21 protein-coding genes are annotated in these 22,450 nt (G+C 57.0%); 15 read left to right on the plus strand and 6 right to left on the minus strand.

Annotated elements, in window-relative coordinates; translation table 11 throughout:
- Positions 1–61: 61 nt before the first annotated feature.
- The 3 genes from ABF824_RS05460 (at position 62) to ABF824_RS05470 (ending at position 2,994) form a co-directional block, all read left to right on the plus strand.
- Complete coding sequence (locus ABF824_RS05460; protein WP_415486875.1) at positions 62–2,053, plus strand: glycosyltransferase family 2 protein; 1,992 nt, start codon at positions 62–64, stop codon at positions 2,051–2,053.
- A 92-nt stretch (positions 2,054–2,145) separates the two neighbouring features.
- Positions 2,146–2,781 (plus strand): D-sedoheptulose 7-phosphate isomerase, encoded by a 636-nt coding sequence (locus ABF824_RS05465; RefSeq protein WP_415486876.1) that lies wholly within the window; start codon positions 2,146–2,148, stop codon positions 2,779–2,781.
- A 24-nt stretch (positions 2,782–2,805) separates the two neighbouring features.
- Positions 2,806–2,994, plus strand: a complete 189-nt coding sequence (locus ABF824_RS05470; RefSeq protein ID WP_415486877.1) for a hypothetical protein — start codon at positions 2,806–2,808, stop codon at positions 2,992–2,994.
- Between the two features lie 34 nt (positions 2,995–3,028).
- On the opposite strand, the gene ABF824_RS05475 is transcribed toward ABF824_RS05470, so the two are convergent.
- Positions 3,029–3,319, minus strand: a complete 291-nt coding sequence (locus tag ABF824_RS05475; protein ID WP_415486878.1) for a putative quinol monooxygenase — start codon at positions 3,317–3,319, stop codon at positions 3,029–3,031.
- Positions 3,320–3,535: 216 nt separating this feature from the next.
- Between ABF824_RS05475 and ABF824_RS05480 the strand changes: the two genes are divergently transcribed.
- Positions 3,536–5,398, plus strand: coding sequence for a cation:proton antiporter (locus tag ABF824_RS05480; protein ID WP_415486879.1), 1,863 nt, complete (start codon positions 3,536–3,538; stop codon positions 5,396–5,398).
- Here ABF824_RS05480 and ABF824_RS05485 read toward each other — a convergent pair.
- Positions 5,376–5,912: a L,D-transpeptidase family protein gene (locus tag ABF824_RS05485; protein ID WP_415486880.1), complete on the minus strand. Its 537-nt coding sequence runs from the start codon at positions 5,910–5,912 to the stop codon at positions 5,376–5,378. The genes ABF824_RS05480 and ABF824_RS05485 overlap by 23 nt on opposite strands.
- Before the next feature lie 297 nt (positions 5,913–6,209).
- Here ABF824_RS05485 and ABF824_RS05490 point away from each other — a divergent pair, with 297 nt between their 5' ends.
- On the plus strand, positions 6,210–6,926 hold the full coding sequence (locus tag ABF824_RS05490) for a response regulator transcription factor (RefSeq protein ID WP_415486881.1): 717 nt from the start codon (positions 6,210–6,212) through the stop codon (positions 6,924–6,926).
- A gap of 421 nt (positions 6,927–7,347) precedes the next feature.
- Entirely contained in the window at positions 7,348–9,393 is a 2,046-nt protein-coding gene (locus tag ABF824_RS05495; RefSeq protein WP_415486882.1) for a TonB-dependent receptor, read from the plus strand.
- A 6-nt stretch (positions 9,394–9,399) separates the two neighbouring features.
- Here the strand turns inward: ABF824_RS05495 and ABF824_RS05500 are convergent, their stop codons facing one another.
- Complete coding sequence (locus tag ABF824_RS05500; protein ID WP_415486894.1) at positions 9,400–10,194, minus strand: exodeoxyribonuclease III; 795 nt, start codon at positions 10,192–10,194, stop codon at positions 9,400–9,402.
- A 128-nt stretch (positions 10,195–10,322) separates the two neighbouring features.
- Between ABF824_RS05500 and ABF824_RS05505 the strand changes: the two genes are divergently transcribed.
- The 6 genes from ABF824_RS05505 (at position 10,323) to ABF824_RS05530 (ending at position 15,866) form a co-directional block, all read left to right on the plus strand.
- Positions 10,323–11,384: a dipeptidase gene (locus tag ABF824_RS05505; protein ID WP_415486883.1), complete on the plus strand. Its 1,062-nt coding sequence runs from the start codon at positions 10,323–10,325 to the stop codon at positions 11,382–11,384.
- Positions 11,385–11,664: 280 nt separating this feature from the next.
- Positions 11,665–13,572 (plus strand): excinuclease ABC subunit UvrC, encoded by a 1,908-nt coding sequence (gene uvrC / locus ABF824_RS05510; protein ID WP_415486884.1) that lies wholly within the window; start codon positions 11,665–11,667, stop codon positions 13,570–13,572.
- A 116-nt stretch (positions 13,573–13,688) separates the two neighbouring features.
- Positions 13,689–14,294: a CDP-diacylglycerol--glycerol-3-phosphate 3-phosphatidyltransferase gene (gene pgsA, locus ABF824_RS05515; RefSeq protein ID WP_415486885.1), complete on the plus strand. Its 606-nt coding sequence runs from the start codon at positions 13,689–13,691 to the stop codon at positions 14,292–14,294.
- 136 nt (positions 14,295–14,430) lie between these two features.
- Positions 14,431–15,111 carry a hypothetical protein gene (locus ABF824_RS05520; RefSeq protein WP_415486886.1) on the plus strand — a complete coding sequence of 227 codons (681 nt, stop codon included), beginning with the start codon at positions 14,431–14,433 and terminating at the stop codon, positions 15,109–15,111.
- A gap of 37 nt (positions 15,112–15,148) precedes the next feature.
- Entirely contained in the window at positions 15,149–15,412 is a 264-nt protein-coding gene (gene moaD / locus ABF824_RS05525; protein WP_415486887.1) for a molybdopterin converting factor subunit 1, read from the plus strand.
- Between the two features lie 4 nt (positions 15,413–15,416).
- Entirely contained in the window at positions 15,417–15,866 is a 450-nt protein-coding gene (locus tag ABF824_RS05530; RefSeq protein WP_415486888.1) for a molybdenum cofactor biosynthesis protein MoaE, read from the plus strand.
- A gap of 9 nt (positions 15,867–15,875) precedes the next feature.
- Here ABF824_RS05530 and ABF824_RS05535 read toward each other — a convergent pair whose 3' ends face one another.
- The gene (locus ABF824_RS05535) at positions 15,876–17,081 is read right to left on the minus strand and encodes an adenosylmethionine--8-amino-7-oxononanoate transaminase (protein ID WP_415486895.1); all 1,206 of its coding nucleotides are present in this window, start codon (positions 17,079–17,081) and stop codon (positions 15,876–15,878) included.
- A 173-nt stretch (positions 17,082–17,254) separates the two neighbouring features.
- On the opposite strand from ABF824_RS05535, the gene bioF reads away from it, so the two are divergent.
- Genes bioF through bioD form a run of 3 tightly spaced genes read left to right on the plus strand, consistent with a single transcriptional unit; the run spans position 17,255 to position 20,497 of the window.
- Positions 17,255–18,448 carry an 8-amino-7-oxononanoate synthase gene (gene bioF, locus ABF824_RS05540; RefSeq protein ID WP_415486896.1) on the plus strand — a complete coding sequence of 398 codons (1,194 nt, stop codon included), beginning with the start codon at positions 17,255–17,257 and terminating at the stop codon, positions 18,446–18,448.
- Positions 18,445–19,074 carry an alpha/beta fold hydrolase gene (locus ABF824_RS05545; protein WP_415486889.1) on the plus strand — a complete coding sequence of 210 codons (630 nt, stop codon included), beginning with the start codon at positions 18,445–18,447 and terminating at the stop codon, positions 19,072–19,074. Before bioF ends, ABF824_RS05545 begins: the two co-directional genes overlap by 4 nt.
- Positions 19,067–20,497: a dethiobiotin synthase gene (bioD, locus tag ABF824_RS05550; protein ID WP_415486890.1), complete on the plus strand. Its 1,431-nt coding sequence runs from the start codon at positions 19,067–19,069 to the stop codon at positions 20,495–20,497. The genes ABF824_RS05545 and bioD overlap by 8 nt, the downstream gene beginning before the upstream one ends.
- A 6-nt stretch (positions 20,498–20,503) precedes the next feature.
- On the opposite strand, the gene ABF824_RS05555 is transcribed toward bioD, so the two are convergent.
- A complete protein-coding gene (locus ABF824_RS05555) occupies positions 20,504–21,685 on the minus strand; it encodes a DEAD/DEAH box helicase (RefSeq protein WP_415486891.1) in 1,182 nt (393 codons plus the stop codon).
- 222 nt (positions 21,686–21,907) lie between these two features.
- Positions 21,908–22,213 carry a hypothetical protein gene (locus ABF824_RS05560; protein WP_415486892.1) on the minus strand — a complete coding sequence of 102 codons (306 nt, stop codon included), beginning with the start codon at positions 22,211–22,213 and terminating at the stop codon, positions 21,908–21,910.
- Positions 22,214–22,450: the final 237 nt, after the last annotated feature.

Raw genomic sequence — 22,450 nt, forward strand, 5'->3', positions numbered from 1 at the left:
TGGCGCGGGGCTCCATCCATCGCTGCCAGCCACATATCCGTCAACCTGATGTTGATATGTGATGTTTTTTATACGAAAGATCAAAAAAGATATACGCATCGAACTCACTGTGAAGCAGGAATATATGGCCATTCGCGCCATAGTCGCCGTTTTTCGCGTGGCGTTAGGACGTGATCCTGAACCTGAGGCTATCAGCTATTATCTTCCGGTTATTGTCGACGCGGGAACCGGAGAGGTGACCAGTGCATCGCGTCTTGCACTGGCGGAGGAAATCTGTGGTTCGGCTGAGTATAAAAGGCAGCAACAGTTACAGGGTCGAAATCCGGAATGGGTGGCTTTTCAGGCATCACTTCCGGAATATATCGAGAAAATCGATGTTTTTCGTATCCTGTATCCCAATGGAGCAGAGCCTGATGATGATAGGGCTTATGCAGTCTGGTCTTTTCTAAAAGCAGAAAAGCAGACGAACGCCGTCCCTATCACGATAAAGAATGATCTTTCTTTTGATCTGTATATGCGTGTGCGTGCGGCTGACCTTGATGGTGCGCGTTCTACTGTTGCCTCTTTACGACAACCGCATTTTCCTCACTGGGCACTGCATGTCGAGGCGGACTCAGAGACTTTCGCGTGTCTGGCAGGGGAAGACCAATCAGGCAATGGCGAGCTTGTCTCTTTCGAAGAAAATACGCCACTATCCGGTGGAGCGCCTTGGCTGATATGGCTCAAGGCAGGAGATCAGCTTGCTCCTGAAGCACTCACTCTTATTGCTGAAACATTGGGGCGTAATCCGGAAACCGTTCTGCTGTTTACCGATGAAGACCGGATTGATGCGCAGGGAAATCGAGTTTCAGCGCGTTTGAAAGCGGGATGGAGCGATGACCAGCTTCTGTTCGGTGATACGATTGCTGGTCTGATAGTTTTTTCTCGTCGTCGCGTTGAGGAAATCCTGTGTGAACAGAAGGATGGATCGTTTTTTGACTCAGTAGCGCACTATCGGCTGAAGCTGTCGGCGGTGGAGGGAAGTTCTGCCCAGCAGATTCGACATTGTCCCGGTGTACTGCTGCATCGTCCTATTGAGCAGGGTAAGGCCGATCTTCCATTGAACACAGTTGCGAAGATCGTGAATGAGCATCTCATTCGTCATCGCCCAACATTGAAAATTGTTGAATCCTTGCTGCATCCCGCAAAATTGCGGGTTCTGTATCCACTTCCCGAAAATTTACCGCGTGTGTCGATCATTATTCCCACAAGAGATCGGCCGGATCTGTTGAAAACCTGTCTGGATGGGGTTCTGACACAAACCCATTATCCAGCGATCGAAATTCTGGTCGTGGATAATGGCAGCGTAAGCACAGCTATGTTGAGCCTTCTGTCGGAATATGAACAACATTCCGACATCACCGTACTGAGGGATGAGGGAAGCTTCAACTGGGCACGTCTCAACAACGTGGCAGTGCGGAAAAGTAAGGGCGATGTGCTCCTGCTGCTCAATGATGACATCGCCATTCGTCATCCCGACTGGCTTGAGGAAATGATCCGTCAGATCCACCGGCCCGATGTGGGCATCGTTGGTGCGCGGCTGCTTTACCCGGATGATACGATCCAGCATGCTGGCGTGGTGATGTCCCGGGACGGCGCGCGGCATCTTCTGCGTGGAATGCCAGCGGATGCAGAGGGTTACCTCGGTATTCTGTCCATGCAACGCGAATTTCTTGCCGTAACGGGCGCCTGCCTGCTTGTGCGGCGGGAAGTGTTTGAACAGGTGGGGGGACTGGACGAGAGCTTTGCCGTATCCTGCAACGATATTGATCTTTGTCTGCGTGCCGTTTCCTGCGGGTGGAAGGTGGTCTGGACACCACACGCAACACTGACTCATCTCGATGGGGGCACGCGAGGCCGCGATATCCTGCCGGAACAGGTGATGACGCACTGGCGGGAGACAGCGCGACTGGTGGGGCGGTGGCATGATCTGATCGCAGATGATGCAGTCATCAATCCGGCTCTGCGCGTTACTGAACGAAGGATTGTCCTGCGTGACAACGGGTATGGGTGATGTCTGCGTAAATGGGGCGGCATGAATGCCGGAAATGGTTTAGATACTTCTTCAATCTAGTTTCGAGTGATTGCCAACAGGGATATTGAGTCATGCTGGACAGAGTTGCGGGTGACATGACCGCCGAGGAAATGGCCGCTGATCGTGGTTTCATGACGGATTATCTGCGTCAGTCGGCGGATGCCATGGCGGCTTTCGCACGAGACGAAGATGCGCAGAAAATCATGCTCCTCATGGCGGAGAAAATTGTCACATCGCTTCGCAATGGTGGACGGCTTCTCGTGGCTGGCAATGGTGGAAGTGCGGCGGATGCCCAGCACATTGCCGGCGAGTTCACCGGACGGCTGATGTACGACCGGCGGCCGCTGAGCGCCATCGCGCTGACAACCGATACGTCCGCCATGACGGCGATCGCCAACGATTACAGCTTTGCGGACATCTATTCGCGGCAGGTCATGGCGCTTGGACGGGAAGGCGACGTGTTTCTTGGCATTTCCACGTCAGGTCGGTCGGCGAACATCTTGCGGGCGTTCGAGGCAGCGCGGGAAGCCGGGATGGTAACGGCGGCCTTCACGGGTCATGCAGGCGTGCAGGGCGCTCATTGTGATGTGACGCTGGCGGTTCCCGCGACGTGGACGCCTGTCATTCAGCAGTTGCACATTACGGCCGCCCATATTGTTTGCGGACTTGTGGAGCGGGCTCTTTGCCCTCGTCCCGTGGGCGCCTGACACTCGACAGCGCAACGTTCCTTCATGAAGAAAGCATTCACGCCGCCACCCGTCGATCTGGCGGAAGAAAAAGCTTTTCTGGAACGGCGGCTGATGGAACTGCTGGAGCAGAATGCGGCTCAGCGCCGTCATATTCATGAACTGGAAGAGCGACTTCAGGCTCGGCACCTGAAGTCATCTCTACGTCGCTTTCTGCAACGGCTACGGCGATAGAAGCTGCGTGAAAGCGGTAAGGCGGTCCGTCGTTTCAGACCGGCTGAAGGATATGGACTTTCAGCGGTTCGATGAGCAGCGGTTCGAGCGCGGAGGCCATTGCCTTGAAATGCGGCGTTTCCATGTGAGCCTGAAGCGCCTCCCGGCTGTCCCAACGTTCGATAAAGACAAACGTCCCGTCGGCGTCCAGATCACGACAGGGAATGTAGGTGTCATTGGTGCTTTCCGCGCGGGAAGGCGCTGTGCAGGCCTTCAGGAGTTCTGCGGCTTTTGCGCTGTCAGAAGGCTTGACCTTGAAGATGGCGACGACCTCGATCTGGGACATGGGTTTATCCTTATGAAGAGCAGTGGCTCCGCTTCATGCGGGATGCGCAAGCCATTGTGACCCTGAATGGCTTAGAGGCCAAGCTCCTGCCGTCGGGTCGGGTGTAGCCTGTTTCCCCTGCGTTCGTGTAATAGGAGCGTAAAGCAAGCTGCATATCTGCCAAGGGCAGAACGGTATCGGAGAAAAAATGGCAAAAGCGGGAAGGCTGGTCGCGGCATGAGTCAGGACGCGATCTTACTGGTGTTTTTCGTATTTTGCGGCGGGATGGCCGCTCAGTGGATCGCCTGGCGTTTCCATCTTCCCGCCATCGTTCTGCTGTTCTGTCTGGGTCTTATTCTGGGGCCGGGGCTGGATATTCTTCATCCGTCCCTCCTTATCGGGCCACTATTTCACCCGATTGTGTCCTTGGCCGTGGCGCTGATCGTTTTTGAAGGCGGGATGGCGCTCGATTTCCGACAACTCAGCGTCGCGGGTGAGGGAGTGCTCCGGCTTACGCTTGTCGCGTTGCCGATCAACTGGATACTGGGTTCTGCGGCGGCACATTATGTAGGTGGCCTGACATGGGGGCCGGCCTTTCTGTTCGGCTCCATTGTGGTCGTCACTGGTCCGACAGTGGTGCTGCCGTTGCTGCGGCAGGCGAAGCTGCGGCCGCGCATTGCGGCTTTCCTGCGCTGGGAAGCGATTCTGAACGATCCGGTCGGTGCTATCCTTGCCACGCTGGTTCTCGAAATCCTGCTGATGAAGCCGGATGAGGGGACATCATTTTATTTCTTCAGCATTCTGCCGCATCTCCTGATCAGCATGGTGGTCGCCATAGGCCTTGGCGTTGGTGCGGGCTGGGGCGTCAAGGAACTGTTCGTTCGTGACCTGATGCCTGAAACGCTCAAGATGCCGCTACTGCTGACTGTGGCGCTTGCAGTCTATGGGCTCGGGTCGATCTTCATGGACGGCGCGGGCCTGATGGCGGCAACGGTGTTCGGCATGGCGCTGGCGAATCTGCGGGTGCCGGGACTGAACGAGTTGCAGCGGATGAAAGAGAGCCTCGTTGTTCTCATCGTGTCGCTGCTGTTCATTTTGCTGACGGCGGATTTGCAGCGGGCGGTGCTGGCGCGTCTTTCGTGGTCTGTGCTGGCTCTGACATGCGCGACAATCTTTCTTGTCCGTCCGTTGGGGATTTATCTCGCGACGCTTCGTAGTGGGTTGAGCAGCAGTGAGCGGATCTTCGTCGGCTGGATTGCGCCGCGCGGTATTGTCGCGGCCGCCGTGGCGGGTGTCTCGGGGATCCGTCTCAGCGAAGCGGGATTTGCCAGTGCGGAATTCGTGATGCCAGCGGTATTTGCGGTAATCGCCGCGACCATGCTGCTGCACGGTTTTTCACTTCGACCTCTGGCACGCAAACTGCATCTTACATTGTCCAACGTGCCCGCGCTGGCGATTGTCGGGGCCAGCCCGTGGTCGCGCAATCTGGCGGAAGTGGTCATCCGTTCGGGCACACCTGTAACGATGGTGGACACTTCCGCGCGGGCGTTGGTTCTGGCCCGGAAAGCGGGGATTCCGGTGCTTCATACAGAGATTCTGTCGGAAGCGGGGGCTGAAAGTCTGGAAGAATTGCCCGCTGACTATCTGATCGCGGCAACGCCTGACGCGATTTACAATGGCATGGTCTGCGCCCACCTCGCGCCCCATTTTGGGCGCGCGCGCGTCTATCAGGTCAGTCCGGGGCTTAAGCGACTGGATGAATATCGTGGCCTAAGCCGCGACGCGCGAGGCAAGTTGCTGGGTGAACCTGCGTGGAATTTCACGTGCCTCGACACGCTGTATCAGGATGGATGGCGGTTCGTGGCGTTGCCCGTCACTGCGGAAACTCAGACACGTTTCGGCGAGCAGCACCTCGAACGGCTGGACTTCCTCATTATCCGTCCGGGCAATTCCTTTTCTATCCTTTCGGCGGAGGACGGGCAGGAGGTTTTCCCGATGGCGGGAGAAGTGGTTGTCTGTATGATGCCGCCTTCCATGTTCTCCGCGGAAGGGTCATCCGTGCAGCGCAAGCAGCATCCTATGGAGGCGGCAGAACCGTGATCGACGACAGGCCCATTGCGAGGGCGAGGCGCAGATCGGCTTCGGTCAGAGCGATGCAGCCTTCCGTCGGGCGTCTGTCGGGTGCCTGTAGATGAAGAAAAATTGCTGAACCACGTCCGGGGACAGGGGGATCGTCATTGTACCCCAGCACGCCCACGATGTCGTAAAGGTGATCGTCCCGCCACAACTCTTCGTGTCGTGCAGGATGGGGAAGCCGAATCTGCCGGTTGTAATCAGTGTGTGACGAATCATCGCACCAGCCATCGGTCGGGGATATGGGCTCAAGCAATAAGGGCCTTCCGTCGGGGGAGGCTGCTCCCAAATTTGGCCGTGCGATGCGGTCTGCTCGATAGAGAATTTTCCGCAGAACCAGTTCGCCCACAGGGGTGGCGTGATCGCCTTCTTCCTTGTGGTGTGTGACGCCCGCTGCGCCGATGACGGCGGAAAAAATCCGGTCTGCGCAACGCAGATGTGCAGTGCAGCCGTTTTCGGGAACAAGTGTCGCATGTATCATGATGGGTATGGTTCTGCTTTCAGGCGAGTTGTCATTCTATAAAGAGTGGCGGTGCATCGTTTTACGAGAAGTTCTTTCCTCGTGTGGTGCGCTCTCCTTTCATCGGGGAATGCTCTTTAAGTTTTTATAGCGTAGTGATGCGGCCGGGAATTGGCGTCCTAGCCCGTTTCATGCCAGTTTGTCACAGCGCTGTGAGGGAAGAAGTTCATCTGCGTTCCTGGGTGCCGGGACGAAGGCATCCCTTTTGATATGGCGGTTAAGGGCGCTTATTGGGCCCACAAAGAGAAGAGGTATTAAATGTCGGGCGCAAGACCAATCCTGATCGTCGATGATGACCAGACGCTACGGCAGATGCTGGTAGAGCAGTTGCAGGTTGATGGTGAGTTCGAGGCCGTGGAGGCAGATTCGGTCGCCTCTGCGTGGAGTGCCCTGCGGGCCCCAGATGCACGGTTTGATGCAATCATTCTCGATGTGACGCTGCCGGATGGGGATGGTCGCGACTTCTGTATGGAACTGCGTCGCGAAGGAATCCGGATGCCGGTCATCATGCTGACGGGTTCGGATGATGAAGCCGATATCGTGCGCGGGCTTGATGCCGGTGCGAATGACTATGTCGCCAAGCCTTTCCGTATTGCTGAACTTCTTGCCCGTCTTCGCGCCCAGCTTCGGATTTTTGAGAACAGCGAAGACGCTGTTTTTACCGTCGGGCCCTACACGTTCCGTCCTTCCGCGAAGTTGCTGGTGGAGACTGCCCGCAACAAGCGCATCCGGCTCACGGAGAAGGAAGCCGCGATTCTCAAGTTCCTTTATCGCGCCGGAACACGCCCTGTTCCCCGGCAGGTGCTGCTGAACGAGGTCTGGGGCTACAACGCGGCCGTGACCACGCACACGCTGGAAACACACATTTACCGTTTGCGGCAGAAAATCGAGCCTGATCCGTCGAATGCGACCCTATTGATCACGGAAGGAGGCGGTTACCGCCTCGACCCTGAAGGTGGCGCTTCCGCTGCCTGACGCAGGAACCGCTCTTTCCCACCGGAAAGGGCGGTTTTTTTATGGGAAATGGGAACGGTGCTGCCGGTAATGTATTAGCTTTTTTGTATAGCATGTTGCATATTTCATTCATGTGCGTTTGATAGGCATTCTGGCAGGCAAGGCTCTGGAAAGAATGTCTCAGGATACAAGTGTACGGCGGACGGATTATGCAGCTCCAAAATATAGCAAAAGCTATATATCAACGCATTTTGTATTGGTTGGATTTGGAAGGTCGTCTTTGGGAAGGGCGGTTATCGCGGCAATTGGCGTAAGCCTGTCGTGCAGCGTGCTTTTTTCGCCGGTGAGTGAGGCGAACACGGTATACGAGGCTGTGGGTAATGGAAAACCGTTGAAAGGCGGTGCGGAGTGCAAGCCTGGTAAAGCTCTCCAAAAAACGCACGTGCCATCGCTCCCCCTCTCATCGGTTGAGCGTGTCAGTGTCGTGGGGCATCTCGATCAGGCTAGGGGACGTATTTTTCCGGGCTTGGGGGCCGTTTCTTATGGCATCGACCAGCGGCAGATACAGGCCACACCGCAGGGACAGAACGCGGCATTCAATCAGATCATGCTGCGTATGCCGGGTGTGGTTCTCGACAGTTATGGCGAGGTGCATGTCCGGGGCGAGCATGGTGGCCTGACCTATCGCGTCAATGGCGTGCTGTTGCCCGAAGGACTGAACGGCTTTGGGCAGGAACTGGACACGCGAATCATCCAGTCAGTGGATCTTCTGACCGGGACATTACCGGCGCAGTTTGGCTTCCGCACGGCGGGTGTGGTGGATGTAAAAACCAAAACGGGCGAGAGCCTGAAGCACAATCAGGTCTCACTGTATGGGGGGAGTTACAATACCTTCGCGCCGTCCATGCAGTTGGGAGGCGAAAAAGGCCGGTTCGAGTATTTCACCACTCTGTCCTACAATCGGAACAACATTGGCATCGAGAACCCGACGCATTCTTTTCGGCCGGTGCATGACACGACAGAGCAGGAAAAGGCGTTCGGTTACTTCTCGTGGAGACTGGACGACATCAGTCGCGTATCGCTGCTGACCAGTGCTTCCTATGCCGATTTCGAATTGCCGAACACGCCTGGGTTACCACACTTATATAAGGTCGCCGGTTACGAGATTGATGATCCGAGCATGCGGTCACGTGATCTGAGAGATAGTCAGACGGAACAGAATTACTATGCGGTGCTGTCCTACCAGCGCAGCATGGAAAAGCTGAATCTCCAGCTTTCCCCTTATTTCCGATATGGACGCATCGACTACACGCCAGACCCGGTTCGCGATCTGGTCTTTCAGGGTGTGGCGGAACACGAAGTCAACGACTTCACCACTGGCGGTATGCAGTTCGATCTATCGTGGGATGTGGCGAGCAGACACACGCTACGGGCTGGATTGCTTGGACAATATACCGGAGAGCGTCTCGATACGAACTCTCTTGTTTTCGCGGTCGATCAAAATGGGGAACAAACCAGCGATGTTCCGCACAGGCTGATTGATAATAGCGGCAACTGGTCGGTGGAGGCGGGAGCCTACGTTCAGGATGAATACAAAATCACGCGAACACTTACCTTCAATTATGGTGTTCGCTACGATCGTTTTGCCTCTTCATTTGGAAATGAGGGGCAGCTCAGTCCGCGTGCGAACATGGTGTGGAAACCGACGCGCACGACCACGCTCCATTTCGGCTTTTCACGATATTTCGCGCCACCATCACCACAATATGTCTATCCTTCTACTCTGGCCAATTTTGCGGGCACGACAAATGCCGCGGCTAATACGATCGATAGTCCGACGCACGTAGAACGGTCCAATTATATCGATTTTGGTATCCTTCAGCATGTGACACGCGATTATCAGATCACCATCGATGCTTACAGCAAATGGGCACATAATCTGACTGATTTGGGCCAGTTCGGCCGCGCCGTTATCCTTGCGCCGTTCAGCTATCGGCGGGGACATGTCTATGGAGCGGAAATCGGCAATTCCTGGCGCCACGGTCCCTGGTCCGTGTTTGGCAATTTCTCATATGTTCGGACTGCGGCACGCGATATCAATTCCGCCCAATATCAGTTCCCGACAGATGAGCTCGATTACATCGCGCGCAACGCCATCCAACTCGATCATCAGGGAAAATATACAGCCAGCGCCGGGGTTTCCTACAGTTCGAAACACCACATGGCTTATCTCGACTTTATATATGGGAACGGTCTGCGAACGGGCTTTGCCAATCTTGGGAAAGAACCTCAATATTACGTGTTTAATATCGGCTACCAATATACTTTCACCGAAGCGCCGTTCGGACATGATGTGAAAATACGGGCCGATGTGGTGAACCTGTTCGACCACCGCTACCAGTTACGGGACGGCAGTGGCGTCGGGATTTATCAGGCGCAATACGGCCAGCGGCGCGGCACGTATTTCTCTGGGGTTTCCGATTTCTGAGCGGATTTACGCGCGCAGGTCGATCATTACCGGCACATGATCCGAGGGCGAGACCCAGTCGCGCGTCTCGCGGATGACCATCATGCCATCCAGTGCATCCGTCAGGTCCGGCGTGACCCAGATGTGGTCCAGTCTACGGCCCCGGTTGGAGAGGCTCCAGTCGCGGTTCCGATAGGACCACCATGTGTAGAGCTTTTCCGTGGGCGGCACGAAATGCCGCATGGCATCCACGAAGCCGGTGTCGAGCCAGGCGTTCAGGCGCGTTGTTTCTGGTGGCGTGTGACTCACCACCTTGAGCAGTTGCTTGTGGCTCCAGACATCGTGCTCCAGCGGCGCGATATTCAGGTCGCCGACGATTACCGTGCGCTTGCGTGGGTGATCGTGAAACCAGTCCGTCACCTGATCCACGAAGGCCAGTTTGTGGGCATATTTCGGGTTTTCATCCACATCGGGGATGTCGCCACCGGCAGGAACGTAGAAATTGTGAATTTCTACAGGACCATTTTCACCGGCAATCCGTGCGGCGGCGTGGCGGCAGTCACCCTTATCGCACCAGTCGGGGGTATCGGAGACGGGTTCCAGCGGATGGCGGGAAAGGATGGCCACACCATTATAGCTTTTCATTCCCCGACGCACCTGATGCGGGTAGCCCAGTTCGGTCAGCGCCTCCGCTGGAAAGAGCGGGTCCGGCACCTTCGTTTCCTGGAGACAGATCACGTCTGGCCGCAGTTGCAGATCCAGTTCCGCCAGCAGCGGCAGACGGAGGCGGAGAGAGTTGATGTTCCAGGTCACGATACGCATGGGGCGTGGTGGATCGCCCAAATGACGCCATGAGGCAAGAGGGATTCGGTCAGGGCTGGTCATCGTCCTCCCGGCCGGGGCACAGTGCAGCTCTTGCAAACACCCGGCACGGACCCGATTTTCCTCTCATGACTTCTGATACAGCCCCTGCGTCCTATCCCGAGGATGTGCTCGCCCTTCACAATTCACTCCTCACGCTCGATAGCCATATCGACATCCCGTGGCCTGATCGCGGGGATGCCTTCCTCGACACGCCCAACCGCTTTGTGGATTTCCCGAAGATGCAGCGCGGCCATCTCTCTGCGGGCTGCTTCGTCGCCTATATCGAGCAGGGCACGGTTGACGAGGAAGGCCACAAGGCTGCGCAAGCGCAGACCATCGCCATGCTGGAGACCATCAACCGCATGCAGGGCACACACAACGGGATCACTGCCCGCGTGTGCCCCACTGTGGACGAGATCGAGGCGGCATATCGGGAAGGCGCTCTGGCTGTCGTTCCCGGCGTGGAAAACGGCTACGGCATGGGTGACGATATCGGGATGCTGGCGAAATTCCGTGCCCTCGGCGCGCGCTATGTCACGCTCACCCACAACGGTCACAATGCCTTGGCCGACTCAGGCCAGCCCAGCCGTCGTCTCGGTGATCCGGAGATGCGGCATGGGGGGCTGTCAGCGTTGGGGCGTGAGGCAATCGCGGAGATGAACCGGCTGGGAATGTTGGTGGACGTGTCTCACACCGGGCGGGAAACGATGTTGCAGGCGGTGGAGGTTTCTTCCGTGCCTGTGGTGGCGACACATGCCTGCGTGAAGGCCTTGTGCGATCACCCGCGCAATCTGGATGACGTGCAGTTGGACGCGCTGAAGGCCTCTGGTGGTCTCATCCAGATTACGGCGATCGGCGGCTTTCTGCGTTCCCGCGCAGAGCTGGCTGGGCGGAAGGCGACGGTCGCCGACTACATGGACCACCTCGATTATGTCGTGAAGCGGTTGGGCGTGGAGTATGTCGGCATTTCGTCGGATTTCGATGGCGGTGGGAAGCTCGATGGCTGGGCCAACGCGGCGGAATCACCCGCTCTGACGGCCGAGTTGATGCGACGTGGATATGATCGCAGCGAGATTCAGGCGTTCTGGGGAGGGAATTTTCGACGGCTGTTGCGGCAGGCCGAAGAGGCGGCTGCATCAAGCTCCTGAAGCAGGTGAACAAACCCGGATCGTCGTGAATGGCGGCGTTCCGGCCAAACCGGTCGATTTTGTCCACCTCCGGGATTGACTCCCTGAATTTTTATTCATTTTTCTCGATTCGAGTTGCTCTCTTGTTCCTCAAGATAATAAAAATAAATGAAATCAATGGGTTGCGTTGCTTGCCTAAAAATTATGCAATTCAAGATTCAGGGCGGTAAACCGCGATGTCCATCAAACTGTCATCTTACATTCCACAGAGTTATCCACATCATCGGTGGATGAATGAGCCATGACCAGTGAAACCCTTGGTGTAACAGCGGAAACTGCGCCTACCGCCCCGGTTGGGGTGGAGGTGATCCAGAACGCGCTCAAGACCATGCCTCTGTCGCCCGGCGTCTATCGAATGATCAGCGCGAAGGGGGAGGTGCTCTATGTGGGCAAAGCGCGGGCGCTGAAGAAGCGGGTGACGTCGTACACCCAGCTTTCGCGGCTGCCCGAGCGGTTGCGCTGGATGGTGTCCGAAACGGCCTCGATGGAGATCGTCACGACCCATACGGAGGCTGAGGCCCTCCTGCTCGAAGCCAACTACATCAAGCGTATGAAGCCCCGCTTCAACATTCTGTTGCGGGACGACAAATCCTATCCGTGGCTGATGCTGACGGACCGACACGATTTTCCCCAACTGGCCAAGCATCGTGGCAAGATGGAGAAAGGCACAAGCTACTGGGGACCGTTCGCTTCCGCATGGTCGGTCAACCAGACGATCAGCATCCTCCAGCGTGTGTTTCAGCTTCGCACCTGCTCGGATTCCATGTTCGCATCCCGCACGCGTCCCTGTCTGCTGCATCAGATCAAGCGCTGCTCTGCGCCCTGTGTGGACCGGATCAGCGAGGAGGATTACGCGCACCTCGTCAAACAGGCGAAAGAGTTTCTCGCCGGTGAGGGAACCTTGCTGAAAGCACAGTTCGCCGCTGAGATGGAGCAGGCGGCTGCCAATCTGGACTATGAGCGGGCCGCCGTGTTGCGTGACCGTATCCGCGCGCTTGCTGGCATGCAGGAATCTTCGGTCATCAATCCTTCGAGCGTCCGTGATGCGGACGTGATCGCCGTCTGGCAGACAGCCGGTCAGGCCTGCATTCAGGTGTTCTTTATTCGTGGGGGACGGAATAACGGCAACCGGGCTTTCTACCCGGCCCATACGAAGGGTGAGACGGATTCGGATATCCTGGCGGCATTCGTGGCGCAGTTTTACGAAGACAAGCCGCCGCCGTCGCTCCTGCTGGTCAATCGGGATATTGAGGAAGCGCCGTTACTGGCGGAAGCGCTGGCCATCAAACGTGGCCACAAGGTTGAAATCCTGCGGCCTCAGCGGGGCGAGCGCCGTGAGGTCATCGAACACGCGGAGACGAATGCCCGTGAGGCGCTGGAGCGCAAGCTGGCGGAGAGCGCCGGACAAGCCAAGCTGCTGGAAGGCGTGGCTCGGGTGTTTGGTCTGGACGCGCCGCCCAACCGCATCGAGGTTTACGACAACAGCCATATCATGGGGACGCACCCCTACGGTGTGATGATTGTCGGTGGGCCCGAAGGCTTCGATCGGCGTTCCTACCGGAAATACAGCATCAAGGGCGGCATCACGCCGGGTGACGATTTCGGCATGATGCGCGAAGTGCTGGAGCGACGGTTTGGGCGCGCCTTGAAAGACGCGGCAGAGCAGGGACGGGAGAAGTCCGCTGACTGGCCTGATGTGCTGCTGATCGACGGTGGCGCGGGTCAGTATTCCGCCGTGCGTGGAGTCCTGGACTCGCTCGGGGTGACGGACGTGAAACTCGTATCGATCGCCAAAGGGCCGGACCGCAATGCGGGGCGGGAGTGGTTCCATACCGGCGATGCGCCGCCTTTCCAGCTCGAACCACGCGATCCAGTGCTCTATTATCTTCAGCGTCTGCGTGACGAGGCGCACAGGTTTGCCATCACCACGCATCGTGCGGGGCGTTCGAAGGCGCTGGTCAAGTCGGAATTGGATGAAATTGCCGGTGTGGGGCCGAGCCGGAAGCGGGCGCTGCTCAATCATTTCGGCTCGGCGCGGGGAGTCGGACAGGCCGGGCTTGCGGAGCTGGAAGCGGTTCCGGGTGTCAATCGGGAGACGGCCCGCACAATCTACGGCCACTTCCACCCTGACTGGACGGCGACCGGCTGAAACGGGAAAAGAACCGCGCGATGCCACGAAACTGTCATTGCGCTGAGAGAAAATAGTGCAACATCGTCAGTCGAATGGCGTTTCTGTCTGTGAGAAAGTGGAGTATCGTCAGGGCCATGATAACCGATCTGCCGAACCTCCTGACCTTGTCGCGGATCATCGCCATTCCGGTGCTGCTCGGGCTTGTCGCCATGAACCGTCCCGAAATGGACGCGGCAGCCTGTGTCCTGTTCATCGTGGCTGCGGTTACGGATTATTTTGACGGTCATCTGGCGCGGTCGCGTCATCTGCAATCAGACCTTGGGCGGATGCTGGACCCGATCGCCGACAAACTGCTGGTCGGCGCTTCGCTAATGGTTCTGGCGGGACTCGCCCGGCTGCCTTATGGCGCGCTGTGGCCGGCGATTGTCATACTTTGTCGCGAAATTCTTGTCAGTGGTCTGCGGGAGTATCTCGCGGGAACACGCATCAACCTGCCGGTCACGCGTCTGGCGAAATGGAAGACGGGCTTTCAGATGACGGCTATCGGTTTTCTGCTGGCAGGCGACAGTACTGGCCGCCTTCTGCATATGCCTTGGTTGCCTGTCGGATTGTTGGGATCCCTCATGTTGTGGATCGCCGCTGTGCTGACCCTCAAAACAGGCGGGGATTATCTGATGGCGGGCCTGCGCCATCTGGGTGCCGCAGGGAACGGAAAGCGATCGGCAGGTTCCGCTACTTGATATTCGGGTTGGTTTTTCCTGAGTGGGGCTCCGGAATGACAGCTTTCAGATGACTTTATGAGTAATGTGTAATTTACCTGAAGCTGTCAGGCTTGTATCAACGGACCAAATAAACCCACGAGGACGGGGAAATCTTATGCGGAAAGCCGCGCTTGTGGCGTCATTACTTGTTTTGAGCGGTTGTTCCGGCTTCGACAAATGGCTTACTGACACAGCGACTCTACCGGGGGAGAACCCCAATTCTCCGACTGGGGATTCCGAAACCGTTCGGCGGGTGAAGGGATACGGCACGGCTGAAACGCCGATTCTCCCCGAGAATGGGAATATCTGGCCGGGCGCGCCGAAGCCGCTTCCTTCACTGTCTGATGTGGCTGCGGAGCGTGATGATGCGATTGGCAAGGCGGCAGGCGATCTGCCTGACGGTGGCAAGCTTTCCATCGGTGAAGATGCCAATGATTCGTTCTCGGGCGCCGGTGCAGGAGGGGGCGTAAGCCTTCCAAGCGTGGAGCCTGACGTGGCGTCCAAATACGGTGCGGGCAAGAACAGTAATTCGACCATCGAGATTCCGAATGGAGATGGCACGACAACCCTGATCCATCCGGACGGCTCGATCAGCACGGTGAAGTCGTCCACGCTGCATCATGGTGCTTCGGCCGGAAAGAACGGCACAGGCAAAGCTGCTGAGTCTGATAAAAACGGGCAGGAGGATATCTGGCATGACAGTTATCCGCTTTCGCCGCAGGAAAAGAGCAAGCGGGAACTGATCGTGCCAGCGACGCCGTTGTTGCCCTCGTCAGGTCAGCCTTCTCAGCCCTGAGGCGTTGTAGACCCAATTGGTGTGAGAGGCTGTCCTGATGAGCGGAACAGTGACGATCCTGTATTTCGCGGCACTGCGGGAACGGATGGGGCGTGGCAATGAAAATGTGCCGCTTGGTGAGAATATCGCAACGGTAGGCGATCTTCTGGCTGCGTGTCGCCAGCGCGATACTGTTTTCGATCAGGTCTTTTCACAACCCGGTCAGGTAAAGGTGGCTGTTAATCGCGCTTTGGGCAGTCTGGAAACACCTGTCAAAGTGGGGGATGAGGTTGCCTTTTTCCCTCCCATGACGGGGGGATAAAATCATGTCAGTTCGGGTGCTGGTTCAGGCCGAACCGTTTGACATAGGGGCCGAAATCGCCCGTCTTCTGGAAACAGGCCAGACGATCGGTGGCCTTTCTTCCTTTCTTGGTGTCGTGCGGGGCGGCAATGGCCTGATGGCCCTCGAACTCGAGCACTATCCCGGTATGTGTGAAGAGGTTCTGACCAGTCTTGCCCGTCAGGCAGTTGAACGGTTCGATCTGGTCGGATGCACCGTGATTCATCGGGTTGGACGGCTCGTGGTTGGAGAGCCGATTGTCCTTGTGCTGGCGGCAGCCGGACACCGTGCAGCCGCGCTTGATGCGACGCGGTTTCTTATCGATCGTCTCAAGACGGGTGCACCGTTCTGGAAAGCGGAAGAATTTGCTGATGGCACCCGCACATGGGTCGACAGCCGCATCGAAGATGACCACGCGGCTGCTGGCTGGGAATGATCGAGGCTTTTAGAAGCCTTGTGACAACACGCGGTGGATTGCGCCTGTAAGCGCTGAAAGCTCGTCTGGCGTGATGGTGAATGCGGGCGTCAAATAGACGATATTGCGGAAAGGACGGATCCAGACGCCTTCCTCGATAAAACGCGTCCGTAAAGCTGCCGGATCGGCGATCTTTTCCATTTCCACGACACCGATGGCTCCGAGCACGCGAACGTCCTTGACGCCGGGCAGCGTGCGGCAGGGTTCCAACTGTTCACGGAGCAAAAGATTGATCTGCGCAATCTGCTCCAGTCGCGGCTCTGTCTCGAAAAGATCCAGTGAAGCATTGGCGCAGGCGCAGGCAAATGGATTGGCCATGAACGTCGGCCCATGCATCAAAGCGTGTTCGGGGTTATCTGAAAGAAACGCCTCGTAGACGTGCCTTCTGGCAACAGTCGCGGCCAATGCTACGGTGCCACCCGTAAGCGCTTTCGACAGAGTGATGATGTCGGGCACAATATCGGCCTGTTCACAGGCGAACATTGTGCCGGTGCGACCGAAGCCGGTAAAAATCTCGTCCAGAATCAGCAGGAGGCCGTGGCGATCTGCGGCGTCCCGCAAGCGGCGTAATACGGCGGGATCGTGGAACAGCATGCCACCAGCGCCCTGCACCAGTGGTTCGACCACGATGGCCGTGATTTCGTGGGCGTGTTCGTTCAGAAAAGCCTCGAAAGCGGACGTGGAAGCATTGTCGCGCGGCAGATCCACCACATATTGCGATGGCATTATGCCTGCGAAAAGATGGTGCATGCCTTCTTCGGGATCGCAGATCGCCATCGTAGCGAGCGTGTCGCCGTGATAGCCGCCACGGAAAGAGAGTAGTTTCGTGCGATTGGTTTCACCGCGATTCAGCCGATACTGAATGGCCATTTTCATGGCTACTTCGACTGCGACCGAGCCGGAATCCGTATAAAACACACGCTCCAGATCGCCGGGCAGCATGGCGGAGAGACGGCTTGCGAGACGAAGCGCCGGTTCATGCACCATCCCGCCGAACATGACGTGCGGCATCCGTTTGAGCTGATCTTCGGCGCAGGCGCGGATATGGGGATGATTATATCCGTGGCAGGCCGTCCACCATGCCGCGACACCATCCACCAGAGAACGTCCGTCCGTCAGAGTGATATGGCTTCCCTGTGTTGAGCGCGCGGCCAGAGGGGCGGGGGCGGTCTTCATCTGTGAATAGGGGAGCCAGATATGAGGCAGTCCGGCTTGGTACCAATCAGGCTCTGACACGCGTGTCTCCTCCACTATGCTAGGGCGGTTTTGGCGGGAGTTTTCGGGCTTGGCAAATGGTTCTGGAAAGAGGGAAATTGACCTCCATCGCCTGCTCCGGCACGACAGGCACGATGACGCGCTTTGACTCCCTTTTCCGAAATGCCCTCGATGGCTTGCAGGCTGAAGACCGAAGACGTGTTCTTCGTCCGTTGACGCCTGCTGGTCCTGCTCGGTTCGCGCGTGGAGATGGGACGATCGTAACGGATTTCTCGTCCAACGATTATCTCGGGCTATCCCAGCATCCGGCGCTGAAATATCGCGCAGCTGAATGGGCCGAGCGCTATGGCACGGGGAGCGGGGCTTCACGTCTTGTGACTGGCACGCGGCTTCTGCACGAACAGGTGGAAGCAAAGGTTGCCCATCTCAAGAAAACCGAAGCTGCTTTGCTGTTTGCTACCGGCTGGCAGGCGAATGCTTCACTCGTCCCGGCGCTGGCCCGTCTTTCAACGGAGCAGACAGGCGCTCTTCCGCTTGTATTTTCTGATCGGCTGAATCACGCCAGTTTGCATCAGGGGTGTGCGGCGGCGGGTGTGCGCCAGATACGATTTCGACATAACGATCTCGATCATCTGCAAACGCTGTTGGCGGCACGGGAAGGCGAGCCGGGGCTCAGGATTATCCTGACTGAGAGTGTTTTCAGCATGGATGGGGACCGTGCCGACGTCGCCGCTCTTGCTGCATTGGCAGAACGGTTCGGTGCCTTTCTCTGTCTCGATGAGGCTCACGCCACGGGTGTGCTTGGCCCGCATGGGGCTGGGCTCGCAAGCGAAGCGCCGGGTGGCGTGCATCTGATCATGGGTACATTCAGCAAGGCGCTTGGCGGAATGGGGGCATATATCGCCGGATCACAGTTGCTGTGTGACTGGCTCATCAATGCGGCATCGGGATTCATTTATTCCACTGCCTTGCCCCCAGCGGTGCTCGGCGCGGCTGACGCCGCACTGGATCTGTTGCCCTCTCTGAATGAGGCCCGTTTGCGTGTCGCCCGTCATGGTGATGTTTTGCGTGCCCGTCTGCATGCGGCGCGCTTCGATACCGACAATTCGAGCACGCAGATCGTGCCCGTGATGATTGGGGAGGCTGGCGAAGCCCTCGCGCTGGCGGCCCGGCTGGAAGCGGAAGGATTGCTGGCTGCTGCCATTCGGCCACCCACTGTGCCGAAAGGTGGGAGTCGTCTGCGGGTGACTCTTTCGGCGGCCCATACGAAGGAAGACGTGGACCGTCTCGGGGAGGCCATCTGTCGTCTGGTGGAGGCGGCGCGATGAAGATCGTCCTCGTGCATGGATGGGGATTTACCCCGGCCTTTTGGGAGCCGGTGCGCAGCAGGCTGAGTGGTGAGACGGTGGCGCTCGATCTTGGTTTCTTCGGCGCGGAAAAGACAACGATTCCTGAGAACGAACCTGTTCTGGCGGTTGGGCACTCGCTGGGACTGATGTGGCTTCTTACGCAGGCAACGCTTCCAGAGGGCAGCCGGATTGTCGGCATCAATGGATTTACCCGTTTTGCTCGGGAGGACTCTTTTCCAATGGGCGTTTCTTCCCGCGTGTTGGAACGAATGCTGGCGGCATTACAGAGGGAGCCTCATGCAGTGTTGCGGCAATTTCTGACGAACTGCGGAATGGATTTGACGGAATATGAGGGTAAAGGCGTTCCCTGCGTCGAACGGTTGGCTGAAGGTTTGAAACTGTTGAAGGACGGTGAGGCGCGGGGAAATGCGGATTGTGTTCAGGCGTTTCTGGCCAGCCGTGATGATCCGATCGTTAGCCCGGCCATGAGTGAGAGTTCCGTATCACCCACATGTATTCACTGGGCTGAGAGCGGTGGGCACCTTTTACCGCTTTCCCGTCCGGAATTGTGTGTCCGCTTTATTGAAGGGGCTGCCAATGTCTGAACTGGTTCAGGGCGCTAGGGAGCGGCGGCAAATTGCGGAACGCTTCGATGCAGCGAGACATTATGATTCGGCGTCGTCAGTGCAGAGGCTTGTCGGACGGCAGCTTCTGAAGCGTATCGAACAGGAGTTGGCGGGCCGCAAACCCCGGCGCATTCTGGAATTTGGATGTGGGACGGGTGCGTTTACGCAGCTTCTTCATACACTCTGGCCCGATACTGAACTGATTGCGACAGATCTGGCCCCGGCCATGCTGAATCGGGCAGAAGCACGCTGCGGTTCCAGTGTTCGCTTCATGCTCATGGATGCTGTTGAACCAGAGGTGGAGGGAACGTTTGATCTGATCTGCGGCAATCTCGCCTTGCAGTGGGTCGAACCACCGGAACGCGCCCTGTCGGCTCTCTATCAGAAGCTGTCTCCCGGCGGGCTTCTCGCCGTCTCGACGCTGGCTTGCGACAGTTTCCATGAATGGCGACAGGCGCATCACGCAGAAAACATCGAGGCCAATATAAGGCGTTATCCAAGTCGGACGGCGTTGGAGACTGTAGCGCTACATATCAATCAAGGATCAGTGTTCGGTCATCCTGCCGTGCACTGGCATTTTGACACAGTGCTGGAACAGACCGGAGGAGGGCTTGCCTTTCTGCAAGGTTTAAGGGCGATCGGGGCAACGGCACCAGTGGCGGGAAGCCGACCACTGAATGCGGCAATGCTGAAGCGGGTCATTCGCCGGTTCGATGGAGATGGGGCAGCGGTTTCTTGGGATATTGGCTACGGATTGATCCGCAAGCCTGCGCGCGCGGGGGTGTTTGTTACAGGCACTGATACAGGGGTCGGCAAGACATTCATTTCCGCCTGTCTGGTGCAGGCATGGGACGCGCTTTACTGGAAGCCGCTCCAGACCGGTCTGGCGGATGAGGAAGGCGACACACCAACCATCAGACATCTCACAACCATCGCGCCAGCCAGTATTGTGCCGCCGGGCGATACTTTTCTGGCGCCATTGTCACCAGAGGCGGCTGCGGCAGCGGAAGGGCGCTGCGTTGATCCATCGCGTCTCGTTCTGCCCATGCAGGAGCCGGAGCGACCGCTTGTAGTGGAAGGGGCAGGCGGACTGGATGTGCCGGTTACATCCGAACTGCTGATGATTGATCTGATTGCACGTTTGGGATTGCCGGTTGTGCTGGTGGCGCGCAGCGGGTTGGGCACGGTGAATCATACACTACTCAGTCTCTCGGCCTTGCGCAGGCGCGGGATTGCTGTTGCGGGCGTAGTGCTGAACGGCCCCCTCAATCCCGGCAATAAGGCGGCGATTGAAGCACATGGCCATGTGTCCGTTCTGGCCGAAGTGCCTATGTTTGAGACAGTGAATGCGGAAAGCGTAGCGACCGCTTGCCAGTTCATGCCGGCATGGGCTGAGGCGTAAGGGCGTTCAGCGATTGCCGCGTGCTCGCCCAGCGCTCCCTTGCGGTAGTGGCGGAACTGGCAGAACAGCAAGCTTCAATTTCAAAGCGCTTTCGATCTTGCGCATTGTCTTGCGTTCTTCTGGAGCACAGAGCGTTGCGGCCCAGCCGGTGCGTCCCGCACGTCCAGTGCGCCCGATCCGGTGGAGAAAGGTCTCAGGCTGTTCTGGTGGGGAGAGATTGATCACCTGATCGACCTGTTCGATATCAAGACCACGAGCGGCGATATCCGTTGCGACAAGTATGGTTGCCTTGCCGGAGGTGAAAGCCTCTACGGAGGCATTGCGCGCGGGCTGGCTCAGGCCACCATGCAGAGTGGTGACTTTCAGACCTCGTTTGCGGAGGTGGCGTGTGATCTGGTCCGCTTCGTCGCGCGTGGATGCAAAAACAATGGCGCTACGGTCGGGATGTTTGCGCAAAAGTGCTTCGGTGGCGGCTGGTTTCTCCTGCATGGTCGTGAAGAAGATCGCCTGCCTGATGGAAGGTTTTTCCGTGCGGGCAGGCTCTATGCGCACCGGCTTGTGCAGGAACTGCTGTGCCGCTTTGATGGTGTCGTCTGAGGCAGTTGCGGACACAAGGACTGTCTGGCGGTCTTTTGAGAGCAGAGCCAGAATATCGTGCATCTCCTCTCCAAATTCATTGGTCATCAGCCGATCGCCCTCATCCAGTACGAGGAAGCGGCAGTCGGCAGGTTCGATCCGCTCCGAGCGGAAAAGGTCAAGCAGCCGTCCGGGGGTTGCAACGATCAGACGGGTATTGGGAGGTGGAATGTCATTCTGATCTTCAGCGTCTTTTGCGCCGCCATATACTGCGAAAGGGGCAAAAGCTTCGGAAGGCGCCAGTAGCATGGCCATGTCCGTTACCTGTCGCGCCAGTTCGCGGGTCGGGACGATCACGAGACCGGTCAGTTTTTTCCTTTTTTGCAGAATGGCGAACAGCGGCAGGAGATAACAGCCTGTCTTGCCGGTTCCTGTCGGTGCCAGAATCTCAGCGTCCACTCCAGAGAGCAGTCGCGGGATGGCGATGGTCTGGATCGGCGTCGGTTCCTTCATGCCAGCGTTTTTTGCTTTGGCGCTTAAGGCTGGCGATAGCCCAAGCGACACGAACGCGTCACGGCTGGAGGTGTCGTTGGTGGAAGAGGCATGAGACATGAAGTGATCCAGGCAAAGAGAAGCCGATGGAAAGCAGTGATAACAGACACTGTGATCGGATAGGTGCCGGAACATATGCCAAAAGACAGGAGCGAACGCCACGACAAGGTGGCATTCGCTCCAATTCACTTCGATTGCTGGTTATGGAAATCTGTTCACCCGAACCGGATCAATGCAGGATTGAGCCTGCCCATTCTGGGACGTGCCTGTGATGCCTGAATATCAGGCAGCTTCTGCAAATTCGATCATATTTTCTGCGGACTGCCGCAAACGAGCCTGAGAGGGAGTTTCTATTGCTCTCCAGCTGATGGGGTGTCCAACAGCAAGCGGCTCCAGTCCTGCTGCTTCTCTGACAGTGCTGCATGCGTGGAAATGAACTTCACGTTGGATTTTCTGTGATCGTCTATGAATAAAACTTCTGCTTACACCAAGTAATTTAGCAGCACTTCTAAGTGTCATTTTCTTTTTATTAAGAAGGAAGAAAAGATTTTCATCTTGGTCAGGAGACCATGTCAGTGCGCGAGGCATTAAATACTCTCTTTCTCTTTCAGATCGGGTGAACGGCCTCATTATTCCGATACCAACTGAAAAACGAAGGCGAGATTTGACGTTCTATTAACGATGATGGGTGTGTTGCTATAATAAGTTATCTATTTTTATATTTTGTACAAATATTTAAATGCAACTTTTTCAGTGTTTATTGTTCATATAGTGAAATGTTGTGTCGAATAATATATTTTTATTTATGATTAAATTTATCAAAAA

This window comes from Acetobacter sp. (assembly GCF_047721705.1).
GTDB lineage: Bacteria > Pseudomonadota > Alphaproteobacteria > Acetobacterales > Acetobacteraceae > Acetobacter.